Below are 14207 nucleotides of genomic sequence, written 5' to 3'. Positions count from 1 at the left end.
CAGTAATTTGCTATACTTTAACTTGCTTAAACTGGAAAGGACTAGATTATGATCGAGAAAAACGAATTGCCGATTTTGGAATATGATCCGGTTTCCCAGGAAGTTCTGAAGCCGGGCCATGATAATGAAGGCGTAAGGCTGCCGGAAAAATGCCTCTTTGCCTTCTTAGGGGACGAAGTCGATAAGTATGCCGAGCAGGTTAAGGCAACTGTGGCCGACCACTTTATCACGATTGACCGCCTGCGGCCGATCTATATTATTGAGAACCAAGGTGAGCAGCTGTGCTTATGCCGGGCACCATTAGGCGGTCCCGCTGCCGCCCAGTTCATGGATGCCTTGATCGCCCTTGGCTGCCGGAAGTTTCTGGCCGTTGGCTCCTGCGGGACCTTGGTGGACATCAAGGAAAACGACTTCTTGATCCCGACCCGGGCTTTAAGAGATGAAGGCACTTCCTACAAGTACCTGCCGGCCAGCCGCTATGTGGACCTTGATCCGGTAGCTGCTCAAAAAATTGGCCAAGGCTTAAAAGAGCAGGGACTGCCCTTTGAGCCCTGCACGACCTGGACGACTGACGGCTTTTTCCGGGAAACCCAGGACATGGTCGAATACCGGCGCGGGGAAGGTTGCCAGGTGGTAGAGATGGAGTGCGCCTCAATGGCCGCTGTTGCCGCTAAACGGGGTGCTGAATTCGGCCAGCTCCTCTACACGGCTGATTCCCTGGCTAACGTGGAGGCGCATGATGACCGCGACTGGGGTCAGGCCTCCCAGGCCAAAGCCCTGCACATCTGCCTGCCGATTATCCACAACTTTTAAACAGGGCAGAAAAATAGTACGCAAAAAAGAGGAAACTCCCGTGAGCTTCCTCTTTTTGCTGTGCATAAGTTTATGTCTCTTACTTCTGCTTTTCGAAGTACTGCTCCTTATTAACCTTGAAGTACTTCTGGTAATCCTTGTAGTAGTTGTGGTACATGTGCTTCATCAAGAGCCAGCGCTTGACGTTCATGTCCGGCTTATAGAAGACCGTGGTGCCTACCTTGCCGGCCCGGAGAAGCGCCAAGGCTTCCTTTTTGGCCAGGGAGTCGACCGCGTATTGTTCAAAAATCTTGGCCGGCACGCCTAACCAGAGCTTGTGCTTGGCCGGATCCTGGTTGCCGTAAACAACCGGCTGGTCCTTAAGCGAGTCTTCCACATAGTCTTCCACATACCACTTGGCCAGGTTATAGCCGTTCAAAGTGACGTAGAAGCTGGACCGGCCTTGGCGGAGATTGATCTCAAAGAACTTGTACTGGCCGTCGCGGACGTCGTACTTGATGTCAAAGTTGGCCATGCCCGTGTAGTTGATCTTTTCCAAAAAGGCCTGGACGGTCTGGTAGAGCTTTTCGTCATAGTCCGGCGCGATCACCATGTAGTTGCCAATAGCGATCGGGTCCGGGTCTTCCAAGAGGGGGTGGCCCAGGCACATCATCTTAACCTTGTGATTCTTATCCACATAAGCGTTCAAGACCCGCATGTTGGAGTCATCGCCCGGGATGAAGTCTTGCAAAATCAAGTCCGCTTTATAGCCGTTCGTGTAGATCTTGCCCACAATATCCTTGAATTCAGCCAGGTCTTTAATGACAAAAGCCTTCTTCCGCCCTTCAAACTGCACGTCCAGCCAGGAAACCGGGTCCTCCGGCTTTAAAGCGACTGGGAAGGGGAAAGGCACGTCGGCGTAAGAACCATCCTTGTAAGCGGCCATAGTGATGATCTTGGTCTTTGGGTAAGGCAGGCCGTATTCTTCACAGACCTCGTAGAAGCCCTCCTTAGAGATCAGCTTCTCCAAAAGGTCATAGTCGATATAAGGAACGATGAAGGCCTCCTCCAGCTCCTGCTTGTGCTTGGCCAAAAGTTCTGAGTAGCCGTCCCCGCAAGAGATCAAGATCACCGGTTCTGGGTGCTTCTTGTATTCCTTGATCTTCTCGCGCATGACCTTGATGAATTCCGGGTCTTCAGTAAAGCCCGGGTGAACCTCGATGTCAACGATCTTTGAATACCGGGTCGGGGCTAAAGTGGACGCGCCCCAGGCCTGGACCTTGATCCCGTAAGCCTCATGGAAGGACCGGGCCATCCCGTAAACGTTGATGTCGCTGCCTAAAAGAATCGGAGTAAATTGTTGCATGATTGTTGCCAGATTTCTATTGGATTGTAATTTTTTGGATGAAAAAAGTCCCTACCTATGTTAGCACGTTTAGGCAGAAACTGAACTGTTTGCTTATGAATTTTCGCTGATCCGGTAGCGGATGGCCTTTGCCTTGCCCCGCTTGAGAACCAAGCCGCTGTTTTCCATCTGCCGCAAGAGCCGGGTCGCCGTAGCTGGGCTGACTCCTAAGAGCTCCTCAATATCGCTTCTGATAAATTCCCCATGCTCTTTGCCAAAAGCCAAAACGGCTTCTTCATTGCCAGTTGCCCGAGCCTTTGGGTTGGGAGCCGGGCTAGGAGCAAGCGCAAGCGCCTTTTTGACTGGCTTAGGGGCCGCTTTGACAGCCGCCTGGTAATGGGGCAGGACCACCTTAAAAGAGCTGGGAGCGGCTAAAATCTGGGGCTCTAAGCGGCTGCCCTTGTAGGCACTCTTGATTCTGGCTAACCCCGTTCCGTAGGATTCCACCAGCTTCAGCTGGTAAAAGAGGTCGGCCAAGCGCTTGTTCCGGCAAACTGACAGGCCCAGCTGGATGTCTTCCAGGGTAATCCCGGGCATGAGGCCGCCAAAAGAAATGAATTCCACCCGGTCTGTGTATAAGTTGATCAAGCTGCTGGCTGGATTGCTGTAGTCCCTGTGGATAATTGCGTTCATTAGTGCTTCCCTTAAGGCCTGCTTGGGATAGGCCGGCCGGTCTTCCCGGTAAAGGCCCTTGATCTGGCTTTCTACTGGGTTGTGCTTTTCTAAAAAAGCGTAGACCTGCTGGAATTGGGCCGCCAGGGACCCGGTAAACTCCTGCCGGTCCAGGAATTCGTCCTGGTCCGTCCCCTTAAAAACAGCGCACTTGATCGTGTAAGGGCACTGGTCAGAGACCAGGAGGTCGAAATTGCTGAACTGGAGGATGCCGAACTGGCTGGACGGCGGGGTAAAGGGGAGACCCTGCTGGTCAAAAAGGGCCTGCAGGGAGTTAAAGGTCAAGTCCTGGCGGGGAGAAAGCTGGTTTTCAAAGCTGCTGGAATCATTTGGCGTAAGCATGGCGCGCCTCCTTTTTACTGCTTGCAATCTAATCATATTTTAGCGAATCTCGTCAATCTCGTCAATGATGTGATTGGATTTGATTTGATTAGATTGACTTGATTTGATTCGATTCCCAGGCCAAAAGAAAAGCGCCCGAAGGCGCTCTTGTTAAAGGTTGGTCTGCTTTTTCTCCTGGTGTTTAGCATAGAAATGGTGGGCGACGTAGCAGAAGATCACGAATGGAATCGTCGCGTACAAGGCCACCCTCTGGGAAGGGTCAAACCAGATCAAAAGGCAGGAGGCCAGGCTGGCGATAAAGGCAAACCAAGGCGTGAAAGGATAGAGGGGAGTCTTGAACTTGAGCTCGCCTTCCGTATGCCCTTCTTTCAGCCACTTCTGCCGGAATTTGAGCTGGCACAGGGCGATCGCCATCCAGACGAAGACCACCGCCAAGCCGGAGATGGAAACCAGGACCAGGTAGATTGTGTCAGCCGCGTAGACACTGGTCAGAAGAGAGAAGACCCCGCCCAGCATACTTATCAGCAAGGCAATAGCTGGGATCCCTCTTTTGTTGGTTTTGGCAAAAACAACCGGGATAGTGCCCTCATTGCCCAGGGACCAGAGCATTCTGGTTGAGGCATAGAGGCCGGAATTGCCGGCAGAGATGATGGCCGTCAAAACGACGAAGTTCATCAAGTCGCTGGCGAAAGGAATCCCCATCATGTTAAAGACATGGACGAAGGGACTTTCGGTAACGCCGGCTTGCTTGTAGGGAATGAGACAGGCCATGATGAAGATGGACCCGATAAAGAAGATGATCAGCCGCCATAAGGTGGTGTGGATGGCCTTAGGCAGGGTCTTTTCCGGCTCCTTGGCTTCCCCGGCCGTGATCCCGATCAGCTCCGTCCCCGAGAAGGCAAAGTTGACCGTGAGCATAGTGGTAAAAACTCCGCCAAAACCAGTCGGGAACCAGCCATCTTTAGTCAGGTTGGTCAAACCTGGCGCCCCCTGGCTGCCCTTTAAAGGAATAACTCCGACCACCGCCAGTCCCCCTAAGATGATGAAGGCGACGATCGCCGCTACCTTGACAGCCGCGAACCAAAACTCGCTTTCCGCGAAAATCTTGACCGAGAAGAAGTTGGAGAGGAAAATCAAAATCATGAAGACCAGGCTCCAGATCCAGACGGGGACAGAGGGGAACCAGTGCTGCATGATAATCCCCGCCGCGGTGAACTCGCTGCCCAGGGCAATAGTCCAGGTCAGCCAGTAGAGAATGGCGACCGTAAAGCCGGTGGCTGGATTAAGCAGGTTCTTAGCGTAAACGTGGAAGGAACCCGTGTAGGGCATGGCCACCGACAATTCGCCCAGGCAGAGCATGACGGCGTAAACCAGGATCGCCCCGAAGAAATAGGCGATAATCGTGCCGATGGGTCCGGCCTGGCTGATGGTATAGCCCGAGCTTAAGAAGAGACCGGTCCCGATGACCCCGCCCAGGGAGATCATCTGAATATGCCGGGCTTCCATCTTCCGCTCGAGGTGGTCGACTTTTTCTTGTTGAGCCATAAAAATACCTCTTCAAAACAGATTAGTTTTTTATTAAAATAAACAGTAACATGATAGCACACAATGGAGGAAAAAACGATGGCAGATTTAGCAACTCTTTTGGCCCAAGGCCCGGTGACTCTAGACGGGTCCATGTCCACTCCCCTGGAAGCCTGGGGCGAAGACACCAATTCCGACCTCTGGACGGCCAAGGCCCTCGCGGATAACCCAGACCTGGTCTACCGGGTCCACCAGGAGTACTTCAAGGCCGGCGCCCGGGTCACGATCACCGACAGCTACCAGGCCAGCCTGCCGGCCTTCATGAAGCACGGATTAAGTGAGGACGCGGCTCGCGCCCTAATCAGAGAGTCAGCTGCCGTGGCCATTAAGGCCAGAGACGACTTTGAAAAAGCGACCGGCATTCACAACTTCGTGGCTGGTTCAGTTGGCCCTTACGGGGCCTACCTGGCTGACGGCAGTGAATACCGGGGCGACTATGCTTTAAGCCATGAAGAATACGTGGACTTTCACGCCCCGCGGATTGAAGAATTAGTTGCCGGCGGGGTGGACTGCCTGGCGGTTGAGACTCAGCCTAAGCTGAGCGAAGTCAGAGCCATTCTGGACTATCTGGCGGCCAAGTACCCGGACCTGCCGGTCTACGTCAGCTTTTCCTTAAAGGATCCGGCTACGATCAGCGAGGGCCTGCCTTTAGCTGAAGCGGCCCAGGAAGTCAGTGCCTATTCCCAGGTCTTCGCGGCCGGGGCCAACTGCTTCAAGCTGGCCTGGACTGTTGATGTGGTGAAAAATCTCCGCGCTTCTAAATTGCCAATCGTCGTTTACCCTAATTCCGGAGCTGAGTACGATCCCTCTGTTAAACAGTGGGTCTACCCGCCGGAAGCCGCGGACTTTGGCCAGGCGGGGAGTGACTGGCTGGCGGCCGGGGCAAAACTGGTCGGGGGCTGCTGCACGACGATGCCGGAAGATATCGCTGGGCTTGCCGCCGCGGTCAAAAAGGTTTATACTGCTTTTTAAAATATTTCTAATCTTAGCTTAATAAGCTTCTTGAACAGAGAAAGCAGGTTAAAAAATGGCAGTTGAACGAGTAAAAGATTTTTTCAAAGATACTGATGTCAATGTAATTGAACTTCCCGCGTCTTCAGCCACCGTGGCCTTGGCCGCCCAAGCTCTGGACACCGAACCGGATCAGATCGCCAAGACCCTGTCCTTTTTGGTCGACGATGCCCCGATCTTAGTCGTTATGGCGGGGGAAGCCAGGACTGACAACCACAAGTACAAGGCTACCTTCCACAAGAAGGCCAAGATGATTCCTTTTGACCAGGTGGAAGACTATATCGGCCATGCCCCAGGCGGGGTTTGCCCCTTTGCCGTTAAGCCGGGCGTCAAGGTCTACTTAGACGAGTCCCTCAAGCGTCACACTGAGGTCTACCCGGCAGCTGGCTCAAGCAACAGCGCTGTCCGCTTGACCATCCCGGCTCTGGAAAAATACTCCGCCTACACGGCCTGGGTGGACGTGACCAAGATAGCTTAAGCAAAATAAAAAATAGAGAGAAACAAAAAACGCGAACCGGCTGGTTCGCGTTCTCTGTGATGTGAAAAATTACACTGATAACAATAACAATTTACCACAGATAAAGTTCAGCGTTTGGTGTTACGCTCAACCTAATCGTAATTTTTTCATCTTAATGATAATACTTTCATTTTATCTCGTAAAGTACTAAGGGTGCTTTTTTTAAAAATCTTGGAAAATTGAAAAAATTTGAGGAAAAAACAATGGCAGATTTAAGCAAGTTGCGGGAGCAAATCGACCAGGCCGACCAAGACCTGGTCAAGGCCCTGGTTAAAAGATACGACCTGGTCATGGAAGTTGGCCGGGTTAAGCGGGCAAGCGGGCAGGCGGTCTTTGACCCGAAAAGGGAAGAGCAGGTGTTAGACAAGGTAACGAATTTAGCTCAACGGCCGGAATATGAGGTGGCCTTGCGGGCGGTCTACCAGGAGATCATGGACCAGGCCAAGCGGCTGGAAGAGGACTTTTAACCGGCAAAAATGGTAAAATAGGCTCTTAGGTATTGTTGGTAGATTAGGAGCCGAGGAAACGATGGATTTAGGGTTAAGAGTCAAGAAGATCAATGATTTGATGGCCAAAAGGGGCAACTATGAGCTCAAGAAACTGGGCCTGACCTTTTCACAGTTTCACTGCCTGGTTTATCTGGAGAAATGCGCGGGCCAGCAGGCGCCTTTAAAGCAGCTGGAAAACCACTTTGAAGTGGCCCAGGCCACCATGGCCGGGATTGTCGGCCGCCTGGAAGGCAAGGGCTATGTCAGAAGCCACCTGGCGGAAAGTGACAAGCGGGTGAAGATCGTCTGCCTGACGGATGAGGGCCGGCAGATTTGCGCCAGCGCTAAAAAGGGGATGCACAAGCTGCAGGAAAAGGTGGAGCAGCTCTACAGCCGGCAAGAACTAAGCCAGCTGGAAAAGTACCTGGACCGTTTGTATGAGCTTTTGGCTGAGGAAAATCGGGAAGCATGCGAGGAAAAAGATGACCAATAAGAAAATATTGCTGCTGTCGACTGGGGGGACGATCGCGTCCGTGGCTTCAGAAGAAGGCTTGATCCCGGGCCAGTCCGGGGCGGAATTGCTCCATACCCTGGGCGGCCTGCCTTATGAAGTCGAGGTCAAGGACATTTTGTCTTTGGACTCTTCCAACATCCAGCCGGAAGAGTGGGCTTTTATCGCCGAACAGATTTATAAATTGCGCCGGGGCTTTGACGGTATCGTCGTCTCCCATGGGACTGACACCATGGCTTACACGGCGTCTATGCTCACCTTTATGCTGCAGGGGATTGACCTGCCCGTTGTTTTAACCGGGAGCCAGGTACCCATGCAGGCCATCTTAAGCGATGCACCAGATAACCTCCGGGTTGCCTTCGCCGCGGCCGCAACCTGCAAGCCGGGGATCTATATCGCCTTTAACCGGCAGATCATGCGGGGCTGCCGCTGCGTTAAGATCCGGACGACTGGTTTTGACGCCTTCAAGAGCATCAACGTTGACCCGGTGGCTATGGTGACTTCAGACGGCATTGACATCAAGCACAAGGACTTTGAGTACGTGCCAAGCGAGCACGCTATCTGCACTTTGAACACCAAGGTGGAGACCCAGGTGGCCATGATCAAGCTTTTCCCAGGCTTTGACCCGGCGGTCTTGTCCGCCATGGTCGACAGCGGGGTCAAGGGGATCGTCATCGAAGCCTATGGCCTCGGCGGCATGAACTACATGCGGCGGAACATGGTCAAGGCGATCGGGGAGATCATCAAGCGGGGAGTCCCCGTGGTGGCCTGCAGTCAGTGTTTGTATGAACGGACTGACTTGACCAAGTATGAGGTTGGCCGGGCGGCTATGCTGGAAGGGGCGATCAGCGGCCGGGACATGACCAGTGAAAGTGCTGTAACCAAGCTGATGTGGGCCTTGGGCCAGGGGATGGACCTGGAGGACGTCCGGGCCTTTTTCAATAAGGATATTGCCGGTGAGGTAACTATCACTGATTAAGCTGCGGTAAGGCAGCTTTTTTATTTTTCTTTCCATTTTCTTTTTCTTTTTCATTTTTGTTTTCTTTTCTTTTTGCTCCTAAAAACGCTATCATAGTGATAGAAAAATGATGAGCAAGGAGGAAAAATAATGATCAAACTGATTGCCAGCGACTTAGATGAGACCTTGCTGGGGCCGGGCAGCCGGGTAGTAGAGGAAAATCTGCGGGCTATTAAAAAATGCCAGGAACTGGGCATCAAATTCGTGCCCGCTACAGGGCGCGGCTTTTACTCTTTAAGGCAGACGCTAGAAGAACTGGGCCAGGCGGACCAGACCGGCCAGTACACGATTTGTTACAACGGCGGGGCGGTTTTTGAAAACAAGGGGCCGCGCCTGATCTCCTTTACCGGGATGGACGGGGACCTGGTTGAGGAAATCTTCAAGCGGGGGCAGGAATTAGGTCTGGGGATGCATATCTACACTGAGGACCAGGTTTACGGCTACCAGCTTACGCAAGAAGAGATCGATTTTTGCCAAGGCCGGGCCGACTTCGCGGCTTTGCCAGGTGGGGACTTGACGGCCTTGCGGGCCAGCGGAGCCCGTTTTGCCAAGATTCTTTACGTCGACACTGATTTTCCCCGCTTGAAAAAATTGCGGGCAGACCTGGCGGATTTTGAAAAAGTCAGTGAGATGAGCTTTTCATCCAACCGCTACCTGGAGTTTAACCCGCCCGAGGTGAACAAGGGGACAGGCCTGAAGAAACTGTGCCAGGAGCTGGGCTATCAGCTGGATGAGACCATGGCGATCGGGGACAGCTTCAACGACCTGGCCATGATCAAGGCGGCCGGCACCGGTGTCGGGGTAGCCAATGTCAGCCCGGAAATGCGGGCTGACTGCGATAAGATTACGGAGAAGACCTTTGACCAGGGGGCGGTAGCGGAAGCGATCGGCCGCTGGGTTTTGCCAGATTATGAGTAAGAAAAAACTTGTTAATTTTTCCTTAAAATGATATAATTGATTCGCTAATTCATATAAGTACTAAATTATGTTTGGGAGTATCCTATGCCAAAGCGAATTAATCTGCCAGACGGCCAGCAGGCTGTCGAATCCACTAAGGGCTTCTTCGGGGAGTTCAAGGCCTTCATCTCTAAGGGCAACGTGATGGACATGGCCGTCGGTATCATCATCGGCGGTGCCTTCACCACCATCGTCAAGTCCCTGGTCAGCGACATCATCAGTCCGCTTTTAGGTCTGGTCGGTGGGATGAATTTTGACCAGTTCTCACTGAAATTTGCCGGGGTGACTCTGGCTTATGGGAAGTTCTTGACCGCGGTCATCAACTTCTTGATGATGGCCTTTGTCCTGTTCTTGATCGTCAAGGCCTTCAACCGGGCCGGGTCCTTGATCAAGAAGGAAGAAGAGGTTGAAGAAGAAGCAACGACCAAGGTCTGCCCTTACTGCAAGAGCGAGATCGATATCGAAGCCAGCCGCTGCCCGATGTGTACGTCACAATTGGAAGAAAAACTGGCTGAACAATAAAATAGCCGGCAAAAGAAAACGAAGCTGCTCTACTTGAGCAACTTCGTTTTTTGCTTATGCAATTAAAGCGGTGACTTACTTAAGCTTGTGGTCCTTGATCATCTTGGCCTGCAGGTCAGCCAGGGCAGGGGTCAGGTAGACCGGGTAGCGGTCCGGGTTAAGTAGTCTTTGGGTTTCTTCTGGCAGTTCAGCCAGCTTTTCGTACATATGCTTTTGGATCTTGAAGGTGTCGGTTTCGATGGACTTGGCCTTTGGGCCGACAACGACCTGGGTCAAGAGGACGGCATCGAAGTCCTTCAAGTTGGCTTCAGTTTCAAGCATCATCGGGTCCATGTTAATGCCAACGAATTCTTCTGGCAAGCTTTCATCAGCCAGGGCGATGACGTCCGCGAAGGCGTTCTTGGTCCCCTTGTGGTAGAGGCGGTAAGCCTTCTTTTCACCAGGCAGGGTGACCTTTTCCTTGGAGTTGGACAGCTTGATCTTTGGCTGCCATTCCCCGTCGCCAATCTTCAAAGCGGCCAGCTTGAAGACCCCGCTCAGAACCGGTGAGCTGGAGCTGGTGATCAATTGTTCACCAACGCCGAAGCTATCAAGCGGCGCGCCTTCTTGGAGAAGGGAGTGGATGACGTTTTCGTTCAAGGCGTTGGATGCAGTGATGGTTGCTTCCGGGAAGCCGGCGTCGTCCATCATCTTGCGGGCCTTGCGGGACAATTTGGCGATGTCGCCGGAGTCGATCCGGATGCCGAACTTCTTGTGGCCCTTGGCGCGGAGCTCCTTGAAGACCTTGATGGCGTTAGGTACGCCGCTAGTTAAGACGTCGTAAGTGTCGACCAAAAGCAGGGCGTTGTCCGGGTAGACTTCCGCCCACCTTTCAAAGGCTTCAAGTTCGGTTGGGTAGCTTTGAACCCAGGCGTGGGCCATGGTGCCGGCAACCGGGATGTTGTACTTAGCTGCTGACAAGACGTTACTGGTTGACCCGCAGCCGCCGATAACGGCAGCTCTGGCGCCCAGAACGGAAGCGTCCGGACCTTGGGCCCGGCGGGCACCGAATTCCATGACTGGCCGGCCAGCCGCGGCCAGGTTGATCCGGCGGGACTTGGTAGCGATCAGGGACTGGTGGTTGATCAGGTTAAGGACGAAGGTTTCCAGCAATTGACATTGAATCAAAGGCCCCTTGACCGTCAGGATTGGCACCCGCGGGAAGACCGGGGTGCCTTCTGGAATCGCGTATACGACGCAGTCGAAGGTCATGGTTTCCAGGTAGGAAATGAATTCAGCGCTGAAGAGCTTGAGGGACTTCAGGTAGTCGATGTCTTCCTTGGTGTAGTGGAAGCCCCGCAGTTGTTCAACGACTTGTTCCAGGCCGGCGGAGACGACGAAGCTGCCGTTGTCTGGAACAGTCCGGTAAAAGACGTCGAAGACGGCTTCGGTATCTCTTGGCAGGGTTTCAAAGTAGCCGTTAGCCATTGAGAATTCGTACAGGTCAGTAATTAACGCGTGTGATAAAGACATAGTGTAAAAATCTGCTTTCTCAAAAATATAACTGTTAAAAGTAAAAATAAAAACTTAAACGGTAAAGGTTAGTCGACGACTTCAGCGCCCAGGCAGGACTTGAAGTGGTTCAGTGCCCATTCCTGTCCCGCGTCGTTTAAAGCGGCAACTGCCTTTTCGTGCACCGTGATGTTATAGCCATGGTTGTAGGCGTCCATGGCGGTGTGCAGGACGCAGATGTCCGTGCAGACCCCGGCCAGGTGAACCCGGCTGACCTTGCGTTCACGCAAGAAGAGGTCCAGGCCGGTAGCGCAGAAGGCAGAGTAGCGTGACTTGTCCAAGACAAGGACGTGCTCGTCGTCTTGATGTTTATTATACCAAGTTTGCAGGGGTCCGTAGAACTCCCGGCCCCAAGTATTTGGCAGGTTGTGGGGCGGGAAGAGCTTGGTTTCCGGGTGGTAGGGGTTGCCCTTAAAGTGCTTGTCGGTTGGCAGGATAACCCACTTGCCGGCGGCCAAAAACTGGTCGGCCAAGCTGACGATCTGGCCAGCCAAGGCCTGGGCCGGTGCCCCGCAGGTCAAGGCGCCTTTGTCATCTACGAAGTCATTGGTATAGTCAATGATCAAGAGTGCTTCTTTTTCCATCTTTTCTCTCTTTTTGTTAAAAGTATAACTTACCTAAAACGGGATAAAAATAAAAAGTAAAATAAACTTTTACTCGCTTGACGTAAACTTTACTCCAGAAAGGATTATTTTGCAAGTTTTTTCAGACAAAGAAGGTAAATTAAGCGATTTTTTACCAACAAAAACGGAACTTTCTTTATAAAAGATCTGGCAAGATCTATAATTAGGGGTGGAAAGCAGGATAATTATTGATAAAGAAAGAGTGTAAAAAATGAAGAAGAACAGGAAAAATTTGGCCCTGCTTCTGCTGGCGGCCAGCTTGCTTGCCGGTTGCGCGGGTCAAAGCAATAGTCAGTCCAGTCAATCCAGCCAGGCTAAGAGCGAGAAGAAGGCGGAAAGTAAGGCCAGCTCTAAGTCGGCGGCTAAATCCGCGGCCAGTTCTGCCGTTAGTTCGGCAAAATCCTCCTCAAGCCAGGCCAGCTCTAAGTCCGCGGCTTCCAGCAGCCAAAGGGCAGATGCAAACCGGATAGGGACCTTAACTAGTCAATTAAGGGCCAAGCTGCCGGGGATGCTTTTGCCCGCGGCTGACGGCCTAGGCCAGGGCAGCAGCAACTTGAATATCCGCTACACCAGCTCAAGCAGCCAGAATGTTGTTTATTACAGCGTCGGAAATAGCCCGCTGGCCTTAAATGACAGCCGGATTGCCAGTGAAAAGCCATATGCTGTTTTAACGGAAAACAAGAATGTGGCTGACGCCAGAAGCTTGATTAATTACCAAGAGCCCAAGACCGGCCTGCCGGCGATTAAGATTGCCGGCAATGTGACTGGGACAGAAGAAGGGGCGGCTGGGTCGACTTATCTGCAGTTCAACCAGGGCCAGTGGTCCTTTGTCGTCCGGGCAAGCAATGTCCAGGGGCAAAAGCCGCTGCCAACGGCGCAAAAGCTGCTGGCGCTCTACCAGCAATATGGTCTGCCGGATACGGCGGCGAAGTCCAGCGTGCAGGTTGATGTTGGCGAAAGCCTGGGTTCTTTGAACACGGTGATCACCTGGGTCAAAGGATCCAGCGTTTACCAGCTCAAGGCCCACAGCACGGAGACCGCCTTTAAGATGCTCAAGAGCCTTAACTAAAGCTGAGAATAAGGTAAGCAATCGCGGCCCAGAGGATAAAGCCGGTAAAGACTGCCAAATAGAAGTAGGACTTGCGGACCTTGTGGTGAAAGACAAGCATGCCCAGGATAGACCCGGCAGGGGCCAGCAGGCCGCAGGTAAGCAGCAGCCGTTCGGGGATGCGCCAGGCGTGCATCCGGGCTTTAGCCTTGTCGATGCCGTAGAGGGCAAAGGCGATTAAGTTGATAAGCAGCAGGCTGCTTTGCCAAAAGTTGATCATGTCATCTCCTGGTTATTTCCTAGTTAGTTTTTAATAGAATTACAGGCCACCCTGCTTGAGCAGGGTGGTTTTTTGCAAAAGAAAAGCAAGGCAGTTTTAGCCTTGCTTGTCGTTAGCCTTGCTCCAGAGGATATTGCTTTGCGTTTCCTTAAGGCAATAGAGCTTTGGCGGCCGTCCGCTCTTGTGGTAATTCTTCTGCACGCCCAGCTCGGTAAAGAGGGAGCCATGGGTCTTGCGGAAGTTGGAGTTATCGATCTCATCGACTGTGGTCTGGAAGAAGGGGGCGTAAACCTCGCGGGCTTCGCGGAGGGTGAATTCGGGGCCAAGGATCTGCAGGATGCTGGGCTGGTAGTCCAGTTTGTTGCGGATGCGCTGGATGGCCACGGCGATGATTTCGTCATGGTCAAAGGCCAGGGCGTGGGAATTTTCCGCCAATTCAAAGGTCAGGTCCTTGTCAGCGGAAAAAAGCTCATACTTGTGGCCGAAGTTTTCAAAGGCAAACCAGGCAACATCGCTGGCTCCGTAGCCGGGCCGCAGGTTTGGCATGGCGGGCAGGTAGGTCATGTAGGTTAGGGCCAGGGCCCGCTCGCCGGGCGTCCGGTGGGGGGAGGTAAAGGTGGCCAGCTGCTCGGTGGAAGATTCCGGCAGGTCAAGGCCGATTTTTTCTTTGATCAAGCGCACGGCAGCTTGGTCAGCACTTTCATTTTCCCGAAGGAGGGTTTCCGGCAGGGCCCAGCGGTCCGCGAAAGGCTCATCCTTGCGCTTGACTAAAAGCAGCTGAACCCGGTGGGTTTCCTTGTTAAAGCTCCAGATCAGGTTGGTGATGGTGATCAAGGGGCGTTCGACTATCTTTTCTAATTCAGGCATCAAAACGGCTCCTTTCAGT

16 protein-coding genes are annotated in these 14207 nt (G+C 52.8%); 9 read left to right on the top strand and 7 right to left on the bottom strand.

Features of this window, described 5'->3' with window-relative positions:
* Positions 1–48 precede the first annotated feature (48 nt).
* Positions 49–813, top strand: coding sequence for a nucleoside phosphorylase (locus tag ACLUXO_RS03520; protein WP_412136331.1), 765 nt, complete (start codon positions 49–51; stop codon positions 811–813).
* Between the two features lie 79 nt (positions 814–892).
* On the opposite strand, the gene ACLUXO_RS03515 is transcribed toward ACLUXO_RS03520, so the two are convergent.
* From ACLUXO_RS03515 to ACLUXO_RS03505, 3 genes are all read right to left on the bottom strand, one after another.
* Positions 893–2158 (bottom strand): carboxylate--amine ligase, encoded by a 1266-nt coding sequence (locus ACLUXO_RS03515; protein WP_412136330.1) that lies wholly within the window; start codon positions 2156–2158, stop codon positions 893–895.
* A 93-nt stretch (positions 2159–2251) separates the two neighbouring features.
* Positions 2252–3211 carry an ATP-binding protein gene (locus ACLUXO_RS03510; protein ID WP_412136329.1) on the bottom strand — a complete coding sequence of 320 codons (960 nt, stop codon included), beginning with the start codon at positions 3209–3211 and terminating at the stop codon, positions 2252–2254.
* A 150-nt stretch (positions 3212–3361) separates the two neighbouring features.
* Positions 3362–4756 carry an amino acid permease gene (locus tag ACLUXO_RS03505; RefSeq protein WP_412136328.1) on the bottom strand — a complete coding sequence of 465 codons (1395 nt, stop codon included), beginning with the start codon at positions 4754–4756 and terminating at the stop codon, positions 3362–3364.
* A gap of 78 nt (positions 4757–4834) precedes the next feature.
* Between ACLUXO_RS03505 and mmuM the strand changes: the two genes are divergently transcribed.
* From mmuM to mscL, 7 genes are all read left to right on the top strand, one after another.
* On the top strand, positions 4835–5767 hold the full coding sequence (gene mmuM, locus ACLUXO_RS03500) for a homocysteine S-methyltransferase (RefSeq protein WP_412136327.1): 933 nt from the start codon (positions 4835–4837) through the stop codon (positions 5765–5767).
* Positions 5768–5822: 55 nt separating this feature from the next.
* Complete coding sequence (locus tag ACLUXO_RS03495) at positions 5823–6284, top strand: YbaK/EbsC family protein (RefSeq protein ID WP_412136326.1); 462 nt, start codon at positions 5823–5825, stop codon at positions 6282–6284.
* 242 nt (positions 6285–6526) lie between these two features.
* Positions 6527–6790, top strand: coding sequence for a chorismate mutase (locus tag ACLUXO_RS03490; RefSeq protein ID WP_412136325.1), 264 nt, complete (start codon positions 6527–6529; stop codon positions 6788–6790).
* Between the two features lie 61 nt (positions 6791–6851).
* Positions 6852–7304: a MarR family winged helix-turn-helix transcriptional regulator gene (locus tag ACLUXO_RS03485; RefSeq protein ID WP_050889483.1), complete on the top strand. Its 453-nt coding sequence runs from the start codon at positions 6852–6854 to the stop codon at positions 7302–7304.
* Complete coding sequence (locus ACLUXO_RS03480) at positions 7294–8301, top strand: asparaginase (protein ID WP_270447205.1); 1008 nt, start codon at positions 7294–7296, stop codon at positions 8299–8301. The genes ACLUXO_RS03485 and ACLUXO_RS03480 overlap by 11 nt, the downstream gene beginning before the upstream one ends.
* 129 nt (positions 8302–8430) lie before the next feature.
* Positions 8431–9258, top strand: a complete 828-nt coding sequence (locus tag ACLUXO_RS03475) for a Cof-type HAD-IIB family hydrolase (protein WP_412136324.1) — start codon at positions 8431–8433, stop codon at positions 9256–9258.
* An 84-nt stretch (positions 9259–9342) separates the two neighbouring features.
* Positions 9343–9819 (top strand): large conductance mechanosensitive channel protein MscL, encoded by a 477-nt coding sequence (gene mscL, locus ACLUXO_RS03470; protein WP_270447207.1) that lies wholly within the window; start codon positions 9343–9345, stop codon positions 9817–9819.
* 75 nt (positions 9820–9894) lie between these two features.
* Here mscL and ACLUXO_RS03465 read toward each other — a convergent pair whose 3' ends face one another.
* Together ACLUXO_RS03465 and ACLUXO_RS03460 are read right to left on the bottom strand one after the other, a co-directional pair.
* Positions 9895–11331 carry a nicotinate phosphoribosyltransferase gene (locus ACLUXO_RS03465; RefSeq protein ID WP_412136323.1) on the bottom strand — a complete coding sequence of 479 codons (1437 nt, stop codon included), beginning with the start codon at positions 11329–11331 and terminating at the stop codon, positions 9895–9897.
* Positions 11332–11399: 68 nt separating this feature from the next.
* The gene (locus tag ACLUXO_RS03460) at positions 11400–11954 is read right to left on the bottom strand and encodes a cysteine hydrolase family protein (RefSeq protein ID WP_412136322.1); all 555 of its coding nucleotides are present in this window, start codon (positions 11952–11954) and stop codon (positions 11400–11402) included.
* A 250-nt stretch (positions 11955–12204) separates the two neighbouring features.
* Between ACLUXO_RS03460 and ACLUXO_RS03455 the strand changes: the two genes are divergently transcribed.
* Positions 12205–13062 carry a hypothetical protein gene (locus ACLUXO_RS03455; protein ID WP_412136321.1) on the top strand — a complete coding sequence of 286 codons (858 nt, stop codon included), beginning with the start codon at positions 12205–12207 and terminating at the stop codon, positions 13060–13062.
* On the opposite strand, the gene ACLUXO_RS03450 is transcribed toward ACLUXO_RS03455, so the two are convergent.
* Together ACLUXO_RS03450 and ACLUXO_RS03445 are read right to left on the bottom strand one after the other, a co-directional pair.
* Positions 13055–13321: a DUF1294 domain-containing protein gene (locus ACLUXO_RS03450; protein ID WP_412136320.1), complete on the bottom strand. Its 267-nt coding sequence runs from the start codon at positions 13319–13321 to the stop codon at positions 13055–13057. The two genes, ACLUXO_RS03455 and ACLUXO_RS03450, sit on opposite strands and share 8 nt — an antisense overlap.
* Positions 13322–13417: 96 nt before the next feature.
* Positions 13418–14188 (bottom strand): NUDIX hydrolase, encoded by a 771-nt coding sequence (locus ACLUXO_RS03445; RefSeq protein ID WP_412136319.1) that lies wholly within the window; start codon positions 14186–14188, stop codon positions 13418–13420.
* Positions 14189–14207: the final 19 nt, after the last annotated feature.

Origin of the sequence: Lactobacillus delbrueckii subsp. bulgaricus, assembly GCF_046938665.1 — a bacterium.
In the GTDB taxonomy this organism is placed as follows: domain Bacteria; phylum Bacillota; class Bacilli; order Lactobacillales; family Lactobacillaceae; genus Lactobacillus; species Lactobacillus delbrueckii_C.
The sequence above is the reverse complement of the archived record's forward strand: the minus strand, read 5'-3'. Positions and strand labels throughout refer to the sequence as shown.